This window comes from Stieleria mannarensis (assembly GCF_014154935.1).
Lineage (GTDB): Bacteria > Planctomycetota > Planctomycetia > Pirellulales > Pirellulaceae > Stieleria > Stieleria mannarensis.
Genome location: NZ_JACEHH010000023.1, coordinates 106,322 through 130,035, shown reverse-complemented (window position 1 = coordinate 130,035; position 23,714 = coordinate 106,322). Strand labels below are relative to the sequence as shown.

19 protein-coding genes are annotated in these 23,714 nt (G+C 61.4%); 7 read left to right on the top strand and 12 right to left on the bottom strand.

The window, feature by feature from the left end:
• Window positions 1–2 precede the first annotated feature (2 nt).
• Window positions 3–1,406, top strand: coding sequence for a DUF1552 domain-containing protein (locus tag H1B37_RS16865; RefSeq protein WP_182867821.1), 1,404 nt, complete (start codon window positions 3–5; stop codon window positions 1,404–1,406).
• 299 nt (window positions 1,407–1,705) lie between these two features.
• On the opposite strand, the gene H1B37_RS16860 is transcribed toward H1B37_RS16865, so the two are convergent.
• The 4 genes from H1B37_RS16860 to trpD form a co-directional block, all read right to left on the bottom strand.
• On the bottom strand, window positions 1,706–3,046 hold the full coding sequence (locus H1B37_RS16860) for an outer membrane protein assembly factor BamB family protein (protein WP_182867820.1): 1,341 nt from the start codon (window positions 3,044–3,046) through the stop codon (window positions 1,706–1,708).
• 269 nt (window positions 3,047–3,315) lie between these two features.
• Window positions 3,316–4,737 carry a pectate lyase gene (locus tag H1B37_RS16855; protein WP_182867819.1) on the bottom strand — a complete coding sequence of 474 codons (1,422 nt, stop codon included), beginning with the start codon at window positions 4,735–4,737 and terminating at the stop codon, window positions 3,316–3,318.
• Between the two features lie 153 nt (window positions 4,738–4,890).
• Window positions 4,891–6,033: an aminofutalosine synthase MqnE gene (mqnE, locus tag H1B37_RS16850; RefSeq protein ID WP_182867818.1), complete on the bottom strand. Its 1,143-nt coding sequence runs from the start codon at window positions 6,031–6,033 to the stop codon at window positions 4,891–4,893.
• A 101-nt stretch (window positions 6,034–6,134) separates the two neighbouring features.
• Window positions 6,135–7,145 carry an anthranilate phosphoribosyltransferase gene (trpD, locus tag H1B37_RS16845; protein ID WP_182867817.1) on the bottom strand — a complete coding sequence of 337 codons (1,011 nt, stop codon included), beginning with the start codon at window positions 7,143–7,145 and terminating at the stop codon, window positions 6,135–6,137.
• A 119-nt stretch (window positions 7,146–7,264) separates the two neighbouring features.
• On the opposite strand from trpD, the gene H1B37_RS16840 reads away from it, so the two are divergent.
• Complete coding sequence (locus H1B37_RS16840) at window positions 7,265–8,206, top strand: nucleoside hydrolase (RefSeq protein ID WP_182867816.1); 942 nt, start codon at window positions 7,265–7,267, stop codon at window positions 8,204–8,206.
• Window positions 8,207–8,530: 324 nt separating this feature from the next.
• Here the strand turns inward: H1B37_RS16840 and H1B37_RS34445 are convergent, their stop codons facing one another.
• From H1B37_RS34445 to H1B37_RS16825, 3 genes are all read right to left on the bottom strand, one after another.
• Window positions 8,531–10,177 (bottom strand): BBP7 family outer membrane beta-barrel protein, encoded by a 1,647-nt coding sequence (locus tag H1B37_RS34445; RefSeq protein WP_182867815.1) that lies wholly within the window; start codon window positions 10,175–10,177, stop codon window positions 8,531–8,533.
• Window positions 10,178–10,458: 281 nt separating this feature from the next.
• On the bottom strand, window positions 10,459–11,388 hold the full coding sequence (gene gluQRS / locus H1B37_RS16830) for a tRNA glutamyl-Q(34) synthetase GluQRS (RefSeq protein WP_182867814.1): 930 nt from the start codon (window positions 11,386–11,388) through the stop codon (window positions 10,459–10,461).
• Window positions 11,388–12,206 (bottom strand): sugar phosphate isomerase/epimerase family protein, encoded by an 819-nt coding sequence (locus H1B37_RS16825; protein ID WP_182867813.1) that lies wholly within the window; start codon window positions 12,204–12,206, stop codon window positions 11,388–11,390. Before H1B37_RS16825 ends, gluQRS begins: the two co-directional genes overlap by 1 nt.
• 150 nt (window positions 12,207–12,356) lie before the next feature.
• Here H1B37_RS16825 and H1B37_RS16820 point away from each other — a divergent pair, with 150 nt between their 5' ends.
• Entirely contained in the window at window positions 12,357–12,812 is a 456-nt protein-coding gene (locus H1B37_RS16820; RefSeq protein WP_353620855.1) for a DUF2752 domain-containing protein, read from the top strand.
• A 156-nt stretch (window positions 12,813–12,968) separates the two neighbouring features.
• On the opposite strand, the gene H1B37_RS16815 is transcribed toward H1B37_RS16820, so the two are convergent.
• Both H1B37_RS16815 and H1B37_RS16810 read right to left on the bottom strand, forming a co-directional pair.
• Window positions 12,969–14,816 (bottom strand): prenyltransferase/squalene oxidase repeat-containing protein, encoded by a 1,848-nt coding sequence (locus H1B37_RS16815; RefSeq protein ID WP_286177835.1) that lies wholly within the window; start codon window positions 14,814–14,816, stop codon window positions 12,969–12,971.
• Window positions 14,817–15,182: 366 nt separating this feature from the next.
• Window positions 15,183–16,937: a hypothetical protein gene (locus tag H1B37_RS16810; protein ID WP_182867811.1), complete on the bottom strand. Its 1,755-nt coding sequence runs from the start codon at window positions 16,935–16,937 to the stop codon at window positions 15,183–15,185.
• A 496-nt stretch (window positions 16,938–17,433) separates the two neighbouring features.
• Between H1B37_RS16810 and H1B37_RS16805 the strand changes: the two genes are divergently transcribed.
• Window positions 17,434–18,102 (top strand): redox-sensing transcriptional repressor Rex, encoded by a 669-nt coding sequence (locus H1B37_RS16805; RefSeq protein ID WP_182867810.1) that lies wholly within the window; start codon window positions 17,434–17,436, stop codon window positions 18,100–18,102.
• Between the two features lie 166 nt (window positions 18,103–18,268).
• Here the strand turns inward: H1B37_RS16805 and H1B37_RS16800 are convergent, their stop codons facing one another.
• From H1B37_RS16800 to H1B37_RS16790, 3 genes are all read right to left on the bottom strand, one after another.
• Window positions 18,269–19,396 carry a 5-(carboxyamino)imidazole ribonucleotide synthase gene (locus H1B37_RS16800; RefSeq protein ID WP_182867809.1) on the bottom strand — a complete coding sequence of 376 codons (1,128 nt, stop codon included), beginning with the start codon at window positions 19,394–19,396 and terminating at the stop codon, window positions 18,269–18,271.
• Between the two features lie 38 nt (window positions 19,397–19,434).
• A complete protein-coding gene (gene purE / locus H1B37_RS16795) occupies window positions 19,435–19,959 on the bottom strand; it encodes a 5-(carboxyamino)imidazole ribonucleotide mutase (protein ID WP_286177834.1) in 525 nt (174 codons plus the stop codon).
• A 308-nt stretch (window positions 19,960–20,267) separates the two neighbouring features.
• Complete coding sequence (locus H1B37_RS16790; RefSeq protein ID WP_182867808.1) at window positions 20,268–20,942, bottom strand: HAD family hydrolase; 675 nt, start codon at window positions 20,940–20,942, stop codon at window positions 20,268–20,270.
• A gap of 277 nt (window positions 20,943–21,219) precedes the next feature.
• Here H1B37_RS16790 and ubiE point away from each other — a divergent pair, with 277 nt between their 5' ends.
• Genes ubiE through H1B37_RS16775 form a run of 3 tightly spaced genes read left to right on the top strand, consistent with a single transcriptional unit; the run spans window position 21,220 to window position 23,659 of the window.
• On the top strand, window positions 21,220–22,026 hold the full coding sequence (ubiE, locus tag H1B37_RS16785; protein ID WP_182867807.1) for a bifunctional demethylmenaquinone methyltransferase/2-methoxy-6-polyprenyl-1,4-benzoquinol methylase UbiE: 807 nt from the start codon (window positions 21,220–21,222) through the stop codon (window positions 22,024–22,026).
• Window positions 22,023–22,724, top strand: a complete 702-nt coding sequence (locus H1B37_RS16780; protein ID WP_182867806.1) for a UbiX family flavin prenyltransferase — start codon at window positions 22,023–22,025, stop codon at window positions 22,722–22,724. The genes ubiE and H1B37_RS16780 overlap by 4 nt, the downstream gene beginning before the upstream one ends.
• On the top strand, window positions 22,721–23,659 hold the full coding sequence (locus H1B37_RS16775; RefSeq protein ID WP_182867805.1) for a 4-hydroxybenzoate octaprenyltransferase: 939 nt from the start codon (window positions 22,721–22,723) through the stop codon (window positions 23,657–23,659). Before H1B37_RS16780 ends, H1B37_RS16775 begins: the two co-directional genes overlap by 4 nt.
• Window positions 23,660–23,714: the final 55 nt, after the last annotated feature.

Genomic DNA, 23,714 nt, shown 5'->3' with positions numbered 1-23,714 from the left:
CCATGTCGCTGAATCTAAACTCGCTTGACCGTCGTCGATTCCTGCGCGGCGCGGGCTTGGCGCTGGCATTGCCCCTGTTTGAAACCTTTCGATCCTCGGCGGCGGGCGGAGCGGAGATTGCCACGCCCCCGAAACGACTCGGTTGTTTTTACTTTCCCGACGGCGTTCCGATGCCGCTGCCCGAGGACCCTGCCTATAGCGATTGGTCCTGGTTTCCCCACGGAGCCGGCTCCGAGTTTCAATTCACCAAGTGCATGACGCCGCTGGAACCGTTGCGCCAGGACCTGACCGTCCTGTCCGGGTTTTCGCACCCCGCCGGCCGCGTCGTCCACGGGCACAACAATGCCGATCAATTCCTGACCGGTGCCCCGACCGGCGGCGGCGACATGGACTATCACAACACCATCTCGTTGGATCAACAGTACGCCAACCACGTCGGGCACGAAACACGGTTCGCTTCGTTGGTCATGTCGACCGATGGTGGGACCGGAACCGCGCGGGGCACGCACACGATGTCCTTTGACCATAACGGCAAACCGATCCCCGCCGAGCATCGTCCCAAACGCGTCTTCGACATGCTGTTCGTCAAAAGCAACGAAGACGCCGCCAAACGATTGGCGCTCAGCCAAAGCGCGCTCGACGATTTGCTTGCCGATGCCAGACGATTGAGAAAGTCGCTCTCCAAACTCGATCAAAAGAGTTTGGACGAGTACCTGGAATCGGTTCGCGAAGCCGAACGCCGAGTGGAGAAAGCCAAGAAGTGGTTGAAGGCCCCGTTGCCCCAGGTCGACGCCGACCATTTGAACCTGGAACTGACGACGGAGGAACCGCGTCAGTATCTGCAGACGATGTTCGAGTTGATTTATCTGGCATTCAAAACGGATTCGACACGCGTGGCAACCTACCAGATCGGGCGCGAGAACGGCGTCGGCCGCAGCGATCATCTGGCCCGGGCGATCGGATTCAATCTTTCGCACCAACTGTCGCACGAAACCAAAAAGCCCGACGGCTGGAAAAACTTTGGGCTGTACTGTCAGTTCCTCAACGAAGAGTACGCCCGATTCCTGACCAAGTTGAAGCAAACGCCCGAACCGGCCGGCAAAGGCACGATGCTGGACAACACACTGTTGCTGTTCGGTTCGGCCTCCAGCGCGTTTCACCTGTCACGCAATTACCCGTTGATCTTGGCCGGCGGGGCGAACTTGGGACTGCAGCACGGCCGCTACATCAACAAAGCCGGGGCGAATCCCCAGGGCGGTGCCTGGGACGGCGGCACCGAACCCTGGCAGAAGAAAGCCACCAACAACGATCTTCCGCTATCGAACCTGTTCGTGTCGATGCTGCACCACTTAGGAGTTCAAACGGAATCGTTCAGCGACAGCACGGGCAGCATCGACTTGAGTTGACCGCTGCCGCACGGAAAAGCATCGCGCAACGGCTCGGAAGGGCGATCGCACTGCCTACCTCGTTCCAAGGCTCGGGACGTGAAAATTATTGCGGGTGAATCTCACGTTGCGTTGCGTAAAGCAATTCCAACGCAACCGCGTCGCGGTTGCACGCCAGCGGCGTGTCACAACAAAGCTTGGGGTCGCGATAGCGCCCCCCCCAAGATCAGACTACATCACTTTACTGAAAAACAAGTCGCTCAGTAAGAAGTTTCACGGTCCCCGCCTTGGAACGCACTGCCGGTGTGGCTCCCGCCACACTAGCGACTCAGATCGACCGCGACGATTTCTTTGTCGTTGCGGACGAAGGCGGTCTTGCCGGCATAGGCGGGATGGGTCCACACCACGGGCCGGCCGAACGCTTCGTTGGTCGGCTCGACGACGTGCATTCGACCTTTTTCCTCGTATCCCTTGGCGGTCAACTCGGCGATGATCAAGTCGCCCGTTTCGCTCATCACCAGGTACCGATCGGTTTCTCCCAATCGGGTCAGAAACGCGGTCCCGTGTTTGGCGAATCGTTTTTCGCCGGGGACGGTCGGTTGGAAGGTTTCCCAAAGCCGGTCGCCGTTACTGGCATCGACCGCGATCAAGTTGCCTTTGACACAGTCGGTTCCATAGACCACGCCGTCGACGAACATCGGCGGCGCGTTGCTGCTGTGGACCGCGTTCTTCGGTCCGCCACGCCAGAATTCTTTGCCGCTCGGCGAGTCGGTTCCCAGCCGAATCATGACGGCTTCGGCATGGATCCCGCTGGCGTACATCAAATCGCCGTCGACCATCGGCACCGCGATCGACATGTCGTAGGAGGGCGTGATCGGCACATTCCAGAACGGTTTGCCACTGGCCGGATCCAGACCTTGGACCGCTTCGGGGTGGAACACGATCAACTGGCGCACTCCGCCGGCTTCGATGATCCGCGGGGCACAGTAGCCTGCTCTGGCGTCGAGCGACTTCCAACGTACCTCTCCGGTCGCTTTGTCAAACGCGACCACGCCTTGACCATCGCCGCCGACCATCGTGTACAGCAGATCGCCGTCGACCAAGGGATGCCCCGAAAAGCCCCAGATCGGCACTTCGGCGCCAAAATCTTGGGGCAGATTCCGCGTCCAGACGAGCGAGCCATCGTCCACCGACAGGCACGTCAAATCGCCTTCGGCCCCGAGCAGGTAGACCTTGTCTTGATCGACCGTCGGGGTCGCCCGCGGACCGGCGGGGTAGCTGATTTCATAGGGACGATCATAAGAATATTCCCAAATCTTCACACCGGTGTTGGCATCCAGGGCCAACAGTCGCTCTTTACCGGTCAACTTGGCGCGGCTGCCGGGATCATTCACCACGTCGCCGCCGCTGCGTTGGTAATCAAACACAAACACCTTGCCGTCGGCGACCGCGGGGCCGGCGTACCCACCGGCAATCGGCGTCCGCCATTTGATCGGCAAACCCGAGGCGGGGATCTCATCAACGACGCCGGTTTCGCGGTACACGCCGTCTCGGTTTACACCGAGCCAACCCGACCAGTCGTCCGCAAACACACCGCCCGGACCGGTCAAGATCGATCCGGAAACGGCAAGGCTGGCTAAGAAAAGAACGTGTTTTGCCATGAATTTGATACCTGAGTGTGGAAGTCACGGGACGTTTCCGCCCGTCCATGAACCATTTATCGCGATATACCCCGCGACCGTGGAATTCTTACGCTAGCAGTTTTTTCCACCAGTGACACAGGGACACTCCGCGGGTGTTTCGCAGAGCAATGTTGATTTGGCAGACAAACGTTGTGATTGGCCGTTGAAACGTAGCTACCTTCGCCAGAAGGTGGTCCCCAACGTTTTCCACGCTCTGGCGAGCGTAGCTACGTCGAAACTGGATGCGGTCAGCGTTTTTGATCGGCCAGATACTCCGCCAACGTGGTCAAGTGCTCCACGGCGACGCTCATCTGCACCGTTGGACCGGGAAGCTTGTTGAACCGCAGCCTCTCGTCGCTCAACCAAGCACCGCGTTCGTCTTGTCGGTCGATGATCGTCTTCACCACACGCGGGCTGGGGCGACGCTGCTTTTCGGATTCGGCAAGTTGCCGCGGCGTCAATCGTTCATGGCGCTGGTACTGCTTGCGCAACTGCGGCACCTTGCTTTGCAGCTGAAATCCGTAATGTGTCGGCATGTCGCCGTCGTCGTAGGTCAATTGATAGTCGCGTGTGAAGTACAGCGGCCGATTCGTTTTCAGTTCGTAGAACCGGGCGACGCGGCCATCGGGCAATTGGCAGCGTTCCAGGTAATCGAGTGCTTTGGGGATCGGATCGAGGTACTTCGGATCACCGATGTGTCGATACACCATCATCAGTGTTTCGATCACGCTAAACGATTCACTGGACGTGATCGCGGGCGGTTCGAACTTGCGCGCCCAAATTGGTTGCATCTTCGCGTTGTATTGTTGGGCCCAGGCGGGCTGTGGATCGGGCATCTGGGCGGCCAGCAACGAGTCGGCCAATTTCACCGCCGCATCGCAATAACGTGCGTCGCCGTAAACCTCGTCGGCCAGGAACAGCACCTTCATGACGTCGCGGGCCAGGTGATCGTTCAACGTGTAGCGATGCCAGTACTCGTTGTGCCCGGGATAGGTTCGCGGCCACGACTCGGGGTAGCTCGCGTTGTCGTCCGGTGTGTCGGCCGCTGGGCCACGTCGGTCGGTCCAGACCTGGGGGAATCCGCCGCCGGAAAACTGACCGCGCTGGATCAGTCCGTCCAATGCATAGAGCGTCATCTCATGAATCGAATCGTCCTTGAAATCCAATACACGGTCCAGCTGGATCAGGAACCGCAGCGCCGATTGCGTCTTGTCGTCGTCCAGGCTGGATTGGTCTTTCGCCTTCGATCGGGCGGGATCAACTCGGTACGCCCAGCGGCGACGCCGTTCCGGTTCAAACTCCACCATCGCCTGCCAGCCGCCGGAACGCATTTGACCGCGACGCAGTGATTCCGCGGCCGCCCTGGCGGCGTCAAGGAATTGCTCGTCGCCGGTCGCTTCATAAAGTTTGACGAACGCTTCACCGACCGACGGCGTTCCGGGCGGCTGGACCCAGATGGTTTTTGTCTTGACGACCCCCTCGCCTTCCCGCGCCTGCAAGTCCGCCGAATAACTCCACAAATAGCCGCCTTCGGTGCTGACCTGATCGACCAAAAATGAAGTTGCCTTCTTTGCGGCCGCGAGTGCATCGTCGGCCAAATCGGCGCGGGCGGGTATTTCGGTCGCAGTGAAAACGGCGACGCAAACGCTCCAAAGGAGCAGGCGGTGCATCCAAGAGTTTTGACGCATCAGTCCGGCGGGTTTAGAGAGGGGAAAATCGGGATCCCTCAAATTCTAACTCGCCGGCGGCCAGGGTGTGGGATAGGCTTCCAGCCTGTCATTCCCGGGATTCGACAGGCGGGAAGCCTATCCCACCGACACTCACTACACGCCGACCGGGGCGCCGGAGGTCCACTTGGTGAAGTCGTGGGGCTCGCGGTGGACGTGGTTGTAGACCGTGTCACGTTCGACCGGATCGCGCCCGGCTTCGCTGATCAGTTGCTTGATGTGATCGACGCTCAAACACTCCGGCGTGGTCGCCCCGGCGTCGTGATAGATCAATTCGTGGCGAACCGTGCCGTCGATGTCATCGGCACCGTAGGCCAGTGCGGTCTGGGCCGTTTCGATGCCCAGCATGATCCAGTAGGCCTTGATGTGCCTGACGTTGTCGAGCATCAGCCGGCTGATCGCCATCGTCCGAAGGTCCATCAGTGCCGAGGGCTTTTTGATGTTGTCCAGCTTGGTGTTTTCGGGGTGAAACGCCAGCGGAATGAAAACTTGGAACCCGCCGGTGCGATCTTGCAGCTCGCGCAATCGGATCAGGTGGTCGATGCGGTGATAGGCTTGTTCGACGTGCCCGTACAGCATCGTGCAATTCGTCCGCAGCCCGATCTCGTGGGCCGTTTGGTGAATCTGCAACCATTCGTGCGTGTTGGCTTTGTGCTCGCACAATTGGTCGCGGACCTCCGGGTGAAAAATCTCCGCCCCGCCGCCGGGCATGCTGCCCAATCCGGCGTCGCGCATGTCCTGGAGCACCCATTGTTTCGATTTCTTGGTCTGGAATTCGAACCAATTGATTTCGACGGCGGTCCAGGCTTTGAGGTGAATTTGCGGATACGTTTCCTTCAACAATTCGATGATGCCGCGGTACCACTGGTAGGGCATCTTGTGATGCAACCCGCCGACGATGTGCATTTCGGTGCAACCGTTTTCGGTCGCTTCACGGCCCCGTTGAACGATCTGATCGTCGCTCATCGCGTAGCCCTTGGGATCGCGCAGGTCGCTTCGAAACGCACAGAACCGGCAGCGATAGACGCAGACGTTGGTCGGATTCAGGTGGGTGTTGATGTTGTAGTAGCCGACGTTGCCGTTTTTTCGTTCGCGGACCAAATTGGCCAGCTCGCCGATCTCTTGCAGCGGCACCGCGGGATCGTACAAAAAGATCCCGTCATCCAGGGAAAGCCGCTGCTCGGATTCAACTTTGTCTCGAATTTCGCGGAATCGTGCGGCGACGTCGTTAGCAGGCATGGTGTCGGGCTGGGAATCGAGTGGGTGGTTTTGAAACGTGGATGGAACCGCAAGTTCCGGAAAACGTTAACGGGATGGGTTCCACGCTCTGGCGAGCGTAGCTACGCCCGCGCCAGTTGCTCCAATTTGGCCTTTGCCGCCCCGCTGTCAATCACCTCGGCGGCTTGAGAGACGCCCTCGGCCAGCGAGGCAACCTTGTCGGTCAGCAGCAGCGCGGCCGCGACGCCGGCCACAACCGTGTCGCGGGCCGGTCCGCTCGCCCCGTCCAAGATGCGGCGAATGATCGCGGCGCTTTCGGCGGGTCCGCTGGCGGCCAGGGCGGTGACATCGGTCGGCGGCAATCCGAAATCTTCGGGCGTCCAACGGAATCGCCCGGTGACCTGATTGCCCGCCACTTCGACCGCGTCGGTGTAACGATCCAAGGAAACCTCGTCCTGGCCATCGGCGGCGTGAATGACGAACGACCGCTGGGTGCCCAGTTGGGCGATCGCGGCGGCAATTTTCCCCTGGGCATCGACGTTGCTGGTGCCCAGCAATTGGTGCGTCGCGCCGGCCGGGTTGCAGAGCGGGCCGAGCAGATTGAACAGGGTTTTGACCCCCAGTTTTCGTCGGATTCCGACGACATGTCGCATCGCGGGGTGCAATTTGACAGCAAAACAGAAGCACAGACCGATTTCGTCCAACCGTCGAGCGACCTGATCGGCGTCCGACTCGATTCCGACCCCCAATTCTTCCAGCACATCGGCCGATCCGGTCACGCTGGTCGCCTTGCGGTTACCGTGTTTGGCCACGGGCACCCCGCAGGCGGCGGTCACGATCGCGACGGCGGTGCTGATGTTGAACGATCCGCTGCGGCTGCCGCCGGTGCCACAGGTGTCCAGCAAGCAATCGTGGCGGTGGGCAATGCGGGTCATGTGGCGGCGCATGGCGGTCGCCGCCCCGACGATTTCCGAAACCGCTTCGCCTTTGTCGCGGAGCGCCAGCAACAATTGGCCGATCTGCTCCTGGTCGGCTTCTCCGCTGAGCATCTGGTCGATCAGGACTGCCGTTTGATCGGCGGGAAGATCCTGGTTGCGATGGGCCTGGCGGATCGCGTCTTCGAAGGTCGTCATCGGTAATTCAGGGTGTCTGGTGAGCCGAGTTGGGCGTCATCCGCGTCGGTTTAGGGGAACGCCCAGCACTTTAGCGGATCGGGCTCGTTTCGAAACGCCCGTCAACCTACACTTTTCCCATGACACGAAAAATCATCATCGACACCGACCCCGGAATCGACGATGCCGTCGCCCTGACGGCATCGCTGTTTGACCCCCGTTTGAACGTTTTGGCCGTCACGGCGACCGCCGGAACAGTTACCGCCGAACAGGCGACGTCCAACGCCTGCGCGATCGTCTCCATGCTGGATCCCCCGCGTTACCCGCGGATCGGCAAGGCCGTCTCCCCAGAAACCGCCTCCGCGATCGACGATCTGTTCCTCAACGGCCCCTGCGGCCTGGGGGAACTGAACATCGGCCAAACCCAACGCCAACACCTGCCGACCAGCGAAAAAGTGATCGCCGAATTGGCGCGGCAGCATCCCGGCGAAATCACGCTGGTGTGCTTGGGACCGCTGACCAACCTGGCTCGCCTGTACCGGCGCGATCCGGCGGCGGTCAACCTGCTGGACAAGGTCGTGATCAGTGGCGGCGCGGTGAACGTTGCCGGCAACGCCAGCAGCGTGGCCGAGTTCAATCTGTTTTTCGACCCCGCCGCGGCCAGCGAAGTCTTTGCCTCGCCGACCACCAAGAGTCTGCTGCCGCTGGATGTGACCGGCGCGGTGGAATTCGGCGTCGACCTGCTTGAACAACTGCCGTCCAAACAGACGCGGGCCGGCCAGTTGCTGCACCAGATCCTGCCGTTTGCCTTCCGCACCGCCCACCAGCGGCTTGGACGCGAGCTGGTGCCGCTGATCGACGCGGCGACAATCGCCGCCGTCGTCGAACCGGAACTGTTCGATTGGACCGAGATGGCCGGAAAAGTCGAAACGCAAGGGTTGCTCACCCGTGGCATGTCGGTGTTCGACCAACGCTTGCGACCGGAATGGCAAACCAACATGGAAGTCGCTTTGACGGCAGACCTGGACGAGGTCAAAGGGCTCGTCCGCCGAAGTTTGCGCTATGCCGGGCAGAAGTCGTAGCCAGTTCCCCCTGGTAGCTACCTTCGCCAGAAGGTGGGTCCGTTGCGGTTGTCACGTCCGAAATAACGTTACACCCGAACGGCGTGCGGCCCCACTCCGTTAGCATTGTTCGGGTCACGAGCCCCCTCATCCCCGGCCCTTCTCCCCCGCAAAGCCGGGGGGAGAAGGGAGCCCTGGTAACTTGTGTAGACACCATTGCCTTCTGGGAACAAGGCGGGGAGGGTTCGCCGTCGCTCGAGTGCACTCAAACACCACGAGAAAACCCTCCCCTCGCTACGCTCGCCCCTCCCTTCCAGGGAGGGTGAATTTCAAACACCGCTCACCCTACCAGTTGTAGTCGAACCCGATGTAGGCGCCGTGCAGGATCAGGCTGTCGTCGGCACGCACCGCCCCGGCCGAAGTGGCGGAGGTGTATTCGGTCGGCATTTGGCCCACGGCCGTCGCCACGCCGCAAGCCGCCAACACGCGATAGCCACCGTTGACGCTCCAGCAGCTGCTGATTCGGTAGCCCAAACCGAGGTCCAATTCCCCCAGTCCGGCCAGCGAGACGTCGGATTGCCGCGTGTAAAGGTCTCCGGCTCCGGCACCCTGCGAGTTGGTGTAGGCGGTGGCCATCGTGGTCGTGATGCTGTGAAAGAATTCGGCGTCGTTTCCGTAGATGCCGATCTTACCACCCAAATTCAGCATCGCGCGGCTGCCCATGCAATAGCTCAATCGGGATCCGAACTGGTACCCGAACAAGTTGTTCTCGACGATCGACTTGTAGTACAAATCGTTCGCCCCGTAACCGGTCATGCCGTCGACATCGCCGCCGATTTCCAGCTCGTCTTCCAGCTGGAACCAACGAAACCCGTGGGAGTTTAGAATTCGCAGACGTCCGCCGGCGGCTCGTGCGAGCGGCCCGATCGCACCGCCACACGCTTTGCCGTTGCAGCCGAACAGACCGCAACTTCCCCAAGGCGCCGCAGGACTGCAGGAGCCTAATCGTCGCGCGCCCATCAGTCCGAAACCGACCAGGTTGACTTCCAGACTTTGGATCCTCAAGTCGCGGATCACCTGGATACTCGCGGCGTTCATGTCGTAGTCGTCGTAGACGGTCGTCGCACCGGCACCGCGATTGATCGACGCCGTCTGCAGCGCAGGATTGATCAGCCGCAACCCAGCACCGCTGTCGGGCACTTGTCGGCACAGACATTCCGGATCCCACAGCATATATCCGACATCGACGGCGTACTGACCGCAGCCAAAGTAACGGCCCGCGTGCACGTCAAAGCTGGTGTCGTCATCCGGTTCCAAGTCACGATTTCGCATCAAGACCATGCTGCTGTCGTCGGTCACCAGCGGCGTGTCATCGCTGCCGGCGATATTCCAGAACATCAGGCTGGAGCCGCCGAACCAGGGAGAGATCGGACGTGGACCTTGAGCGGGTGCTGTGGCACAGGTTCCACAGGAGCCACCTTGCCAGGGCGCCGCCGCAGCAGCAGCGTAGGGACTGGTGCACGACGGTGCGTCACAAGACGGACCATGCGATGCGACCGGCCCATGGGCGTGCACCGGGGCGACCGTCGGCGCCGCGTGTTGGTACGGTTGATAGTGAGCTTGCGGAGCCACACCGGGTGCCGGCGGCACCGCGGGCTGTTGCGGCATCACGGGCTGTTGTGGCATGGTCGGTGCCGGCGGCATGGTCGGAACCGGCGGATAAACTCGGTTGCCTTCGGGGACCGGCAACGCCTCGATCGTGTTTTGTGCCGCGGCCGATTGCACCGTCGCGCCGAAGGGCATCGCCGCTTGGGCTGGCGGTGCGGGTTGAATCAGCGCTGCGGGATGCCGAAAGTTGTTCCATCGAGCAGGCGGTTGATAGGTGCCGTTGGCGGCATAGCCCGAATCGAATGCGGCGCAGTCGATGGCAGCAATGCCGCCAAGACTGAACCCGAGTATGAGTGCGAAGTGTCGCATCAAATGAGTTTTCACTGTCCTAACTCCTTTATCCTTTTTCGTCGCGTCCTGCTCAGATCTCTTTCAGTCGGGAAAACGCGGGCGGCTTGGTCGCAATCGGCTCGGCACACCTCGCTGTCGCTCCATCATCGACCGAGCCGATGCGATTTCGCCGCGTCGGTCAATCGATTTTGCGGCGGGATGCCGTGGCGCGGACTCGCAATCGCGTTTGCCCTGACGCATCGAGAGAACCGTCTGTGTTTGGCTAAACGCAAGCGATTGGGTAGCCGTCAATCAGACCGTGGACGCGACGATGCTCACAATCCGAACAATCGCTCGGGGTCGACCACCGTGTCTTGCTTGGGCAAACGAGACCAGTCGAAGTGGTCGATCAGGTCCGCGGCTTTTTGAGGTTCCGCCGTGTCGGATAGCCCCAACGAATGGGCCGCCCAACCGACGATCGCTTCGGCAGCCACCCCACGCTCGCGATAGTGACTCAACCGAGTATCCCCGTGACGCTTGGCCAGTCGTCGCCCGTCAGCGCCCCGGACCAATGGCACATGGGCATAGTGCGGCGGCGGACAACCCAGATGGCGGTAAAGTTCCAGTTGGCGAAACGTGCTGGCGACCAAGTCGTTGCCACGAATGACCCAGTCCACGTTCTGAGACACGTCGTCCACCACGACGGCCAATTGATACGAGACCTGATCGTCTTTGGTCGTGATCGGGAAATCCCCCAGCTCTCTGGCAGGATTACAACGCTGCCGGCCGAGGACCGCATCGTCAAACGCCAACGTTTCGTCGCTGACACGCAGCCGCCAACAATGCACCTGCGGCGGGATCGGGTCCCCGTCTTGATAGCCCGCACAGGTTCCCGGATAGACCGGCCCCTCGCCACGAAAACGATTCTCATGCGGAGCCGACAACGCCTCGGCAATGTCCTTCCGCGAACAGACACAGGGATAGGCGAGGTTTCGCCCGCCGGTGATCGTCGTGAGCGTTTCCCGATAGCGGGGCCGGTGCTCGGTTTGCAGCGTCGGCGGGCCGTCCCAATCGATCCCCAACCAGCGAATGTCCTCGATCGCCTGCTCGATCGCCCAGGTCTTGACCCGGGGCGAATCAAGGTCGTCAATTCGAAAGACCAACTCTCCGCCGCTTTGACGCGCCGCCCAGTAGGCGATCAAGTGGGTGCGTGCATTGCCCAGATGCTGCGCCCCGGTCGGTGACGGAGCAAGTCGGGTGCGCATCACGGCTGGGCGGCGATCATATTGGCCATACTCTGTCGCGCGATCGCTTCGGCCCCCAACGAGTAATCAAAGACCTCGACGCTGGTCCAACCGTCGTATCCGACTTCGTTGACGGCTTCAAAGATCGGTCGAAAGTCGACGTCTCCCATGCCCGGTCCCAGCAGGTTGGGATCGTTGGCATGAAAGTGCATCATCACGTCGGCGTTGTCGCGAATGATCTGGGGGACCGGAGTCGGTTCGTCGCTCATCGCTTTGACGTCCAGGTGCAGCCCCACCTGTGGGCTGTCGATCCGATTCATCAGATCGCGACCGGCCGCGGCGGTGTTGAGAAAGTTGCCTTCGCCTCGCCCCAACGGCTCGATCGCAATTCGGACGCCGCATTCGTTCAGCGTCGATACGACGCCGCGCAAACAATCCGCCGCGGCCTCCATCGCCTGTTCTTCGGTCTGAGAGGGCGGGAAATTCCGTTGCTGGGGTGACCCCAAGACCATCACATCGCCCCCCAGATCGCGGCACAGTCGGGCCAGTTCGCAGAAATAGTCGCTCGTTTTCCGGCGGACCGTTTCGTCCAACGTCGTCAGATGAAAGCCTTCCGTTTTGGCCAACAACCAATGCAACCCGATGATTTCCAGCCCCGCGGCGGCCACGGCGTCGCGATAGCGGGCGCGCTGGTCGGCGGTGAATTGCGTCACGTCGTCGGTGAGCATGAACGGGGCCACTTCCCAGCCGGTGTATCCCGCCTGGTGAGCGATTTGAAGCGCTTGATCAAGTGGCATGTCGCCGAAGGTCTCGTTACAAATGGCGTACTTCACGGGCACAGTTTCTGCTGAGGTTGCGGAGGGGTTTGACGAATCGCCAGAATAACAGCCGGCGGATTGGTTCGCACGGGCCCAACGGCCCCCGAGACGCGTTTCGGCCATCGCCCCCTTTCGTTCTCTTCCCTCGAAAATTGCCACACAATCGATCGCGTGGAAACCTTGCAACCGCGAACGCAGCCCGATCGCACCACGACGGGGAGACGCGCCGGATTGCTGCGGATCGCTGCCGCGATCGCCGCAGTCGGGGTGGTCGGATTGCTGACGACCGCCTGGTCGCTGCAGCCCGATTCGGCCGGATTGGGCACGCATCATCAACTCGGGCTGCCCCCGTGCAGCATTCGCGTGCTGTTCGGAATCCGCTGTCCCAGTTGTGGGATGACAACGTCGTGGGCACACGCGGTCAAGGGAGAGTTTCGCGCCGCGGCGGCCGCCAATGCGGGCGGTTTGTTGTTGGCGATCTACGCGATGTGCAGTCTGGGCACGCTGCTGCAAATCGTACGGAGGGGACAAATGCCGGCCGACCGAACGATCCGGCGCTACACCATCGCCTTGATCGCGATCGCCGCGGTCACGCTGGCCGATTGGGGCCTGCGGGTGTGGGGGTAGCAGCGGTATTGGCGGAGTCGCATCATTATTCGTAGCTACGCTCGCCAGAGCGTGGAGAACGGCGGGGATCACCTTCTGGCGAAGGTAGCTACAACCCCGTGCCATTGGAACCACCTGGCGATTCCCGCTCTTCAAGGCATAAGCCGGCAACAATCCCTACTGTTGGTCGTACAGCGGCAGGTGGCGGTAATAAACTTCCAGGCAATAGATCGACAAGCAGGTCGTGTAGAGCCGGCCGCCGATACTCCAGCGATCTCCCTGGGGCGCCCAACTGCCGCGTTCGCTGCCGTCCTTGATTTGCAGTGCCGGCAATTTGACTTTCATCTGATCATTCCACTCAGTCCACAGCGGACCGCCGACGTGGTGAAAGACCTGGGTGGCGTAGTACCAGTAATAAACGTTTTGCCGGTTGATATCGAAGGGGGCATCGGCACGCAACAATTTCAATCCGTCTTGGAGCGGGCCGTGGTTGCGTTCCCAACCGAGATACTGGCGGCACAACAAACCCTCGGCGGTCATCGTCGGCGTGGCGTCGGAGCGACCGGGTTGATAGGCATAGCCGGAACCGTAGTAGACGCTGGCCGCATCAAGGTAGTTGCTGATTCGATTCATCTGTCCCTGATCGACCTCCAGTCCGGCACCGCGGGCACTTTGCAGCGCCATCACGTACCAACCGGTCACGGAGGTATCACCGGGCTCGTTGGGCCGGTAGCGCCAGCCGCCATCGGACGCCTGGGCTTTGAGCGCATAATCGACGGCGCGCTGGGCGTAGGCTCGCAACCAAGAATCCTTCGTCATGCCGTACAATTCGCACAAGGCGATCGTCGCTTGGGCTTGGGCATAGGTTCGTTCATTCCCACGCGCCGAACCGGCCATGAACCCGCCGCGGTCCTGCTGCGAGACCAGGTACTTGACCCCCTTTTCGACCTCGACGCGGTAGGGGCCTTCCAGGTGGGTGTTCCCGTCACCGGCAAACGCCAGCAAGGCCATCGCGGTCGCGGCCGTCCGGTTTTCTGACACGGCGCCGTTGCTGTACGGCCGCACCATGCTCCAGTACCCGCTGCGATTTTGTTGACGTTTCAGCCATGCGAGCCCCAGTTTGACGGCGTTGGCCGTTTCCTCGGTCCCGCCGTACATCGCCATCAAGGCTTTCCGCATCGCCCCGGTCCGGCCACTGAACATCGGTTTCGAGATCTCGATCGGCTCGGCACCCAGCAGTACGGGCTCGATGGCTTCCATTTCGGCCGGCTGGACCATTTCGAAGATCTCCGGGATCTCCGACTCCACCAGCGTGTCGTCGAGCGCGTCCTCGGGGGCTTCGATCAGGTCCTCGGTCAGCGGCGTGGAAAGGTCTAAATCCAACGCGTCCTCGACGGCGTCGTTGCTGATTCCGAAATCGAGCACCAGATGGGTGAACCCGTTGCCCGGTGGGGAAGTGATCAGGGCCAGCACCAGCAGCACGATCAAATGAATCACCAAGCTGAGCAGCCACGAGGGCGCCGACCGGGTGACTTCGGCGGTCGGATCCTCCTGGTCGGCCGCCGCGATCGATGAATTGGAATCGTCGGCATCAGCGGCGACGGGCGTGATTTCGGGCAGACTTCCGCGCCAGCGTGTGACGGCCGATCCGATCCCGCTTCGCGGCACGGACACTTCGGCGATCGGTCGCGTGGGCGGCAAGGTTGCACGCGGCGGCGGTGGCGGCGGCGGAATCGACTTGGCCGGGCGGTCCGAAATACGGTTATCCCGTCCCCCCGGTTTGGCGTGGCTGGCCGGTGGGCCGGCCGTAGCGGACCGGGCGCCGGTGGGCTCGGCTGCGGCCTGATCGCCTCCCAGCGTTTCTTGGTCCGAATCGATCAACAGCTCCGACGGCGGCTCGGGCGGCGATGGAGATTTCGATTCAGATGGCGGCAAGGGGTTGGCGTCGTCCGATGCCCAGGGGCTGCGATCGCGTGGATCGCCGCTGGACGGGGGTGGCGGTGGTGCCGGGGGGACGGACGACATATCGATCGGTTGCAGTGTGCGAGCGGACGAGGAGTCACTCGAAAAAAGACTCTGCGACACAGCATTCGACTCGACAAGTAGAAAGGAAAGAGTTTCGCGGCTCCATCGCTTCCACGCAGTATATCGCATCTGTCGCTTTCAGACAAAAAAACACGCCCGCGGCGTGGTCAGCCACACCTGGGCGGTTTTTGCGTGCGTCGCGCCGGAAACCGCGAGGCGGCCGGCGCTGGCAGACAAGCGAAAAAACGGGGCGAGCCGTCTCGATCCGAGGGGCTCACCCCGCCTGGCTTGTCGCGTGCAGTTTTGAGTGGCTGAGAGGCCCCACCGAGCCCGAAGACTCGGCGGAAACCCGCTCGGCCGATTCAATTAGCAGCCGCAGGAAGGAGCGGCTTCGCAACCACAAGTCGGCTCGGCGTCGCATCCGCAGCTGGGAGCGACGTCGCAACCGCTGTTGCAGCACCCTTTGTGTCCGCCGAACAGCTTCTTCAGCAGTCCGCCACGAGACTTGTTGCAGCAAGCCGGCTCGCAGCATCCGCAAGCGTCAGCAGCACCGCAGCAAACCGGAGCCGGGCAGCAAACCGTCACGGGGACTTGCTTGCAGACCGTACGCGGAACGCACTTGGTGACCGTGTAAGGCTCGCAGACCTGACGGCACTTCTTGACCTTGCAGGTCTTGGTGTAGCACTCGGTGCGGCACTTGTTGACGCAGATCGTCTTGGTGCGGCACTCGGGAACCATCTTGCAGACCTTGTAGGTGCAGGTCTTCGTGCGGCACTCGGGAACCATCTTGCAAGTGGTGTACTTGCAAACCTTCGTACGGGGCTCGCAGACGTAGCTGCAAACGGTGTAGTTGCAGGTCTTGGTGCGGCACTCGGGAACCATCTTGCAAGTGGTGTACTTGCAAACCTTGCTGCGTTGTTCGCAGACGTAGCTGCAAACCTTGTACTCGCAGGTCTTGGTGCGGCACTCGGGGACCATCTTGCAAACGGTGTATTTGCAGGTCTTGGTGCGGCACTCGGGGACCATCTTGCAGACGGTGTAGGTGCAAGTCTTGGTCTTGCACTCAGGGACGCGTCGGCAAACCGTGTACGGGATCTCACGCGTACGGCACTCTTTCTTGTACCGCGTGCAGGTGATTTCCTTTTCTTCGCAGGTCGGAACCCAGACTTTCTTGCAGATCGTCTTGGGGCAGCCTTGGACGCACTCCACGCGGCACTTGCCGGGGCAGTACACGCAGCGGCAGGTTGCCGCGTCCCAAACCCAGGTGCCGGGCTCGCGAACCGTGCGACGCATCATCGGACCGGGAACGGTTTCCGTTTGCGTTTCCCAGTGTCCACCTTTGACCAGGATGGTCTTGGTGTACTGTTCGGGAACCATGACGGTGTAGTTCTCGGTGCGAACTTTGTCTTCACGCACGGTGTTGTAAACCGTGTAGTTGATCGTGCGCGTTTTGGTTTCGTGCACGGGAACCATCACGGTGTAGTTGATGGTCTTTTCACGCGTTTCGTACACCGGCTTGTTGACGGTGTAGTTGATCGTGCGTGTCTTGGTCTCCCACACCGGCTTTTTGACCGTGTAGTTGATGACCTTTTCGTGCGTCTCGTACACCGGCTTCATCACGGTGTAGTTGATCGTACGGGTTTTGGTCTCGTACACCGGCTTTTTGACCGTGTAGTTGATGACCTTTTCGTGCGTCTCGTACACCGGCTTGTTGACGGTGTAGTTGATCGTACGCGTTTTCGTTTCATACGTCGGCACCATCACGGTGTACTGGACTTCACGCTGTTCCGTGTAAGGAACCACGCGGGTCGCTTGGACTTCGACGTCCTCGTAGTACACTTCGTTCCGCGTACGATAGCGAGTCTCTTGGACTTGCTCGTATACGGTCTCGGTGACGTTACGCATGACGGTGTAGCTGCCATCGGCGTTTGCCGATGCCGCTCCGTCCGCGACTGGTTCAGCCGCCGCGCCATCAACGACGGTGCCGCCGCTGACCACTGACTCTCCGCAATTGCTACAGCCTTGATAGCTGATGGCGCCACAATAGGCGCCGCGTGCGGATTGAGCCCCCGAGACGATCGCGATGATCGCCAAGGCGGGCAATAACCACAGCCTTTTCATCTCTTCTTTCTCCAGGAAACACTTTGGGTTGCAAAGGGACGCACTGGATGATGCGAGACCCATTGCTCACACCCTCCTGCACTTTTTGCGTGCACGTGCACTGCGACGAAAGACCCCCCGTTTTGAGACGTATCAGACGCCGGCCGCTGCACCCGAAGGTGCCGATCGACGCCTGACTTGACCTCGGTCCCCATCTACCCGCACTAACGGTGGGAGGAAGATGGTGCGGACACACAAACTCTGCGTGCCAACGAATTGGGTCCTTATGCCGTCAATTCATCGTCTGCGCAAAGTGCTCCGACCAAGTAAACAGGTCGATCAAGGCAAAATAAGACGCCTGGGCTGTCCGAGAGTGCCGCCATTGCAATCCGTAACAGATGTAGGGATCGGGGAGGGAGTTGGGAGTGGGGAGTGGGGAGTGGGGAGTGGGGAGTGGTTTGATTTTTCTGTCACCTGCGGTGGCCACCACGCTCGCGCGTGGCGTTACAATCCGAACATGCCCTCTGATCCGAATCCCGAAACGACCTCGGACCCCAACAGCGGCGTCAACAAACTGCCTCGCCCCGCCGTGGGGCGGTTGAGTCTTTACTTTCGTGAGCTGCATCGTTTGGCCGACCAGGGCGAGACCCACATCAACAGCAAACAACTCGGCGCCCTGGTCGATGTTTCCCCCGCTGTCGTCCGTCGCGATCTGAGTAGCTTGGGCCCGATCGGCCGCCGCGGCGTCGGTTACCCGATCGACAAGCTGGCCGAACAAATCGGCACGGTGCTCGGCAGCGGGTTGCAGTGGCAAGTCGTCTTGGTCGGGGTCGGTTCCCTGGGCGATGCCTTGCTCCGCTACCGCGGTTTCGAGCGTTTGGGGTTCCGTCTGGTCGCCGCCTTTGATCTGGATCCGGCGAAGATCGATCGACAGATCGGCGGCGTTTCGATTTGGAACGCGGCGACCATGGCCGGCAAACTGGCTGAACTCTCACCGGACTTGGCCATCCTGGCCGTTCCGGCCGATCAAGCCCCCACCGTCGCGGCGGATCTGGTCGCTGCCGGGATCAGCGGCATCCTGAATTTCGCCCCCACCACCCTGCGCCTCCCCGGATCGACCGCCGTGGTGAACGTCGACCTGGCCAGCGAACTACAACGACTCGCCTTCAGCGTCCAGAACCGCTGAGGCCGCGTTGGTGGGGCAGGCTTCCAGCCTGTCGAATCGGCACCACTTGTTCATTGGCGGAGCCTGGGAACGAGAGGAATATCCGTAGCTACCTTCGCCAGAAGGTGGATCCCTGGCGATTTCCACGCTCTGGCGAGCGTAGCTACGTCGACCTAGCGTTACCCGGCTAGCCCTCAAGCCTCTGCCGCGCCTGCATCACCGCCGCTTTGGCATCCTGGACCGAGTCGCCCGTCGCCGTCAGGTGCCCCATCTTGCGGCCGACCTTCGCATCCGACTTGCCATACAGGTGCAGCGAAACGGTGGGCACCGCCACGGCTTGATCCCAATCGGGACGCTCGCCCTGGTCCCCCCACAGATCACCTAACAGATTCGCCATCGCCGCACCGCCGACGCGCAGTTCCGGCGATCCGAGCGGCAATCCGCAAACGGCGCGGACGTGTTGCTCGAACTGGCTGGTGTGACACGCTTCGATCGTCAAGTGACCGCTGTTGTGCGGCCGCGGCGCGACTTCATTGATCAGGAGTGTGTCCTCGCCGACGACGAAGAACTCCACGCACAACACGCCGACAAGCTCCAAAACTTTCGCCGCACGCGTGGCAATCGTCGTTGCCAGCTCACGCTGCGAGGCCGACAGGTTCGACGGGCACACCGAGACGTCCAGGATGTGGTTGCGGTGATCGTTTTCAAACGGCGGAAAACATCGCACCTGACCGACGCTGGAACGCGCCACGACCACCGACGCTTCTCGATCAAAGTCGATGCATTGTTCGGCGATCCAGGCGTCGGCGGAATCCCACGGCACCGCGGCCGCATCCTCCGGCCCGGCCAAGCGGTGTTGCCCCTTGCCGTCGTAACCGCTGCGCGCCGTTTTGACGATCACCGGCCAGCCATGCTGCTGGGCAAATTCACCGACCGCGGCTGCCGAATCGACCGCGGCAAAGGGTGTTACGGCAAGCCCGGCGTCGCGAAACGTTGTCTTTTCGACCAACCGATCCTGAGCCGTCGCCAGCACCTGGTGCGACGGATAGGTCGGCGCGAATTCCCCGCACCAGCGAATCGTCTCGGCCGGAATGTTCTCAAACTCCAACGTGATCACTTGGCACTGCCGAGCGAACTGCGAGACGACGTCGTGGTCCAACAAATCGCCCACCACAGCCCGCGTGGCGACCTGTGCGGCCGGTTCATCGTCGGAACCGCAGAAAACGACTACGTCGTATCCCATTTGCATCGCGGCGATGGCAAACATCCGCCCCAATTGGCCGCCGCCGACCATGCCGATGGTCGATCCAGGCATCACCACCGATGCTATCGAATCTAGTTCTGACACGCGGGTTACTCCAACTCGGTCGCGGCGAGGACTTGTTGCGTCTGGTTCTCGATGAACGCTTCCAACGCGGCCCGGACATCATCGTCGCTGGTCGCCAAAATCCGGGCGGCCATCAAGCCCGCGTTCTTCGCCCCACTGGCGCCGATGGACATCGTCGCGACCGGGATTCCACCGGGCATCTGCACGATCGACAACAGCGAATCGAGTCCCTGCAGCGCCCGGCTTTGCACGGGCACACCGATCACCGGCAGCGAAGTCTCCGACGCCACCATGCCCGGCAGGTGGGCCGCGCCACCCGCCCCGGCGATGATCACCTTCAATCCCCGCTGACGTGCCGATTGGGCATAGGCGAACATCCGCGCCGGCGTGCGGTGGGCGCTGACGACCGTCCGTTCATGCGCGATGCCCAGCTGCTCAAGAATCTCGCAAGCCGGTCGCATCGTTTCCCAATCGTTCTTGCTGCCCATGATCACCCCGACCAGGGCGTCGGTGGCAGGAAATTGAGTGCCGTCAGTGTCAGGTGTCGTCATACTCGCTGCAGTTGAGCTGGCGGAGGGAGGTGGGAATGCCGGTCAAACCAGAGTTTTAAAGGGAAACCGGTGGCACCGAAAGTAGCGAGAGGCAGGGTGAATTCAACGTTAGACGAATAAGTCAGCGGTGAAGAGGAGGGGCAAAACAATGGGGGCAAAACAATCGATGAATTGAAGGATGCCAAACAAACAATCAAGGCATGAAGTTGGGCGGGCGGGCGCCGGCATCTCCGTTTTCATTATTTTGCCCCCATCGTTTTGCCCGCACGAACCTTGCCATTGCGAGCCGGCAACCGCGGGACACAGCCCTACCCCACCAGAAACTCCATTGCGGCCTGGTCGGTCAGGTCGTTGACGATGCGGTCGGCGCCGGCGGATTCCAATTCGTCGCGGCTGGCCGTGCCGGTGCAGACCGCCAGACATTTGGCGCCGATCGAATGGGCACAGCGGACGTCGTTGGGGGTGTCACCAATGACGATCACGTCATCGCGAGCCGCCTCGCCCCTCCGCCGTGCCAATTGATCGGCCGCTCGCCGAGCCATGTCGCAGCGGATCGCGTCCAGGTCACCGCCGACCACCCAAGGGAAATAGTCGATCAAACGGAACGTTTCCAACTTCATCCGCGCCGTTTCGGGGAAGTTGCCGGTCATCACGGCCAAGGAGACATGGGACGTGGCCGACAAGGCGGGCAACAATTCGGTGACGCCCGGCAAGACGTTCCCCTGGACGGTCCGCAGGACTTCGCGGAGCGTCACCGCGTATCGCCGCCTTAGCCGCCCCTGGTTTTCCGGAGTCGGGTCGATGCCGGCAGCGACCAGAAACTCGCAAACCAGGTCGCGATCGGTGCGTCCGCCGAAGCGAATCCCATCGGCGGAAGCCTCCGTCGCCTCAAATTCGGCGCGCATCGCTTGCACCAGCGCGCCGCTTCCGGCACTCTGCGTCACCAACAACGTCCCATCGATATCAAAAAACAGCGTCCGCATGAGAGAAACATTACCAAAAGTCAGCCGCCGCCGGCAGTCTGGTGCATCGATTCAGCGGCGGCAAGATTTTCCAGGAATCCGCTGTTTTTCTCGGTCTACGTTTCGCGGTTGATTGCGCTGTCCTTCCCAAATCGCGATCCGCATGCCAGAACCTAGCGGGACAGTGCTGTGTTTGACGTAGCTACGCTCGCCAGAGCGTGGAAAACACCGGAGATCCACCTTCTGGCGAAGGTAGCTACGCTGACCTGCGAAGTGTTCCCCAACCACCCAATCTGCAATGACCGCCAACGTGACCGAACACGAACCGACGCGCAGCGTCCCGCCGCCCGAGTCGGCAGCGGGCGAATTGGACAAGAGCAACGCCCGGGTGCGGGAGATGTTTCGCCAGATCGCGCCCCGCTACGACCTGATGAACCATCTATTGTCGTTGAACATCGACAAGTATTGGCGAAATCAAGCGGTCAAACGATTGCGTCTTGCCCCGGGCGTCCCCGCATTGGATGTGTGCACCGGGACGGGGGACCTGGCGATCGCGATCGCCGACGCGGCCCCCAAAGACGTGGCGGTCGTGGGCAGCGATTTCTGTTACGCGATGCTGGAAATCGCACGGCGTAAACGCGTCGCCGGAACGCGGTCTGAATCGATCGAGTTTCTCGAAGCCGACTCGCAACAACTGCCCTTTCCCTCCGACCAGTTCCAGTGCGTCACCGTCGCGTTCGGATTGCGGAACGTCGCCGACACCGACCGGGGACTGCAAGAGATGACGCGGGTGTGTCGCCCGGGCGGGCAAGTCATGGTGCTGGAGTTCTCTAAGCCGACCATGATGGGACTGCGACAAACCTACAACTTCTACTTCAGGCACATCTTGCCCAAAGTCGGACAGTGGTTCGCACGAAACAACAAGTCGGCCTATTCGTACCTGCCCGATTCGGTCAGCCGGTTCCCCGACGGCCAAGCGCTGGCCGATCGCATGCTGGCGGCGGGCTTAAGCGACGTTAAATTTACCCCGCTGACCTTCGGCGTGTGCACGATCTACGAAGGCACCAAACCGCTCGCCGACGAAGCCAGCGGAGCATCCCAATGAGCTCGCCCCAAACGTCGGAACCTCAATCATCAGAAACGACCAGGCATCCGGTCGTGGTCGGGATCACCGGCGCCAGCGGCGCGATGTATGCCATTCGGTTGCTCCAGTCGCTCGCCGCTGCCCAGATCGACGTCCACGTAACGATCAGCCCCAGCGGCGCGGCGGTGATCACGCAGGAAACGGGACTGGCGATCAATCTGCGCAGCTTGAATCTCACTCAGCTGGTTTCTTACATCCCCGTCTGGTCGACCGACCGGCACCGCACCTTGGTCCAGCAAACCGATTGGGAAAGCGTTTTGGCCGGCCGGTTCCATTATCACCAGCACGACGACTACATGACGCCGATCGCCAGCGGTTCTTTCCGCACCAGCGCGATGGTGGTTTGTCCCTGCAGCGGCAGCACGCTCAGCGGGATCGCCCGTGCGGCGGCAAGCAACCTGATTCAGCGGGCGGCGGAGGTTCACTTGAAAGAACACCGCAAACTGGTCGTCGTGCCCCGCGAAACGCCGGTCAGTGCCTTGCAACTGGAAAACATGCACAAGATCGCAATGGCCGGCGGCGTGATCTTGCCGGCGATGCCCGGTTGGTACCACGATGTCGATTCGCTGGACTCGCTGGTCGACTTTGTCGTCAGCAGGATCTTGGACCAGCTGGAACTGGACAACCGATTGATCCAGCGGTGGAAGGACGGATCATGAATTCAAGCCCCCCCCCCCGCAGCGGCGGGCGATTGGCCGACTGGCTGGGACTGATTCGATTCAGCCACACCTTGTTCGCGCTGCCGTTTGCGGCACTGGCGACCGTGATGGCGATCGCGACACCACTGCCGAGCGGCCAGGCGGTCGACCTTCGAATCAGGGACTTGGTCGGGATTCTGATCTGCATGGTTGCGGCGCGGAGTGCGGCGATGGCGTTCAACCGCTTGGTCGACCACAAGATCGACGCCGAAAACCCGCGCACCAAGGGGCGGCACATCCCCGCCGGAATCCTGTCTCGTCAGTCCGTGTTGTGGTTCACCGTGGGCTGCGGCGTCGCGTTCGTCGCGTCGACGGCCTTGTTTTTGCCCAACTGGATTCCGTTGGCAGCTTCGGTGCCGGTGCTACTGTTCTTGCTGGGTTACTCGCTGGCCAAGCGATTCACCAGCGCAGCGCACTTATGGTTGGGCATCGCACTCAGTCTGTCACCGCTGTGTGCCTGGGTTGCGATCCGTGGGCCGGCGTCGTTGGATCCGCTCAGCGATCTCGTCGCGCCGTTGTTGCTGGCCGCTTCGGTTGCCGCCTGGGTGACCGGTTTCGACATCATTTACGCCTGCCAAGATCAAGCGTTCGATGCCGCCGCGGGGCTGCACAGCGTTCCCAGCCGATTCGGCGTGGCCGGTGCGTTTCGGATCGCCGCGGCATCCCATGGGGTGATGCTGATCGTTTTAGCACTCTTGCCCGGCTTGGCCCCGGACGTCGGATTCAGCTGGCTGTACTGGATCGCGTGGGTGTGCATCGCGGGGTTGGTGGTACGACAGCACACGCTGGTCCGGCCGAATGACTTGAACCGAGTCAACGAGGCATTCTTCCACGCCAATGTGGCGATCAGCGTGTTGTTGTTGGTCGCCGGATCGATCGATTGCCTGTGGTTGTAGCGATTGGATGCACGACGTCCTTTCCAGGTCGTCGTGCAGAGAGCCCAGCGAACGA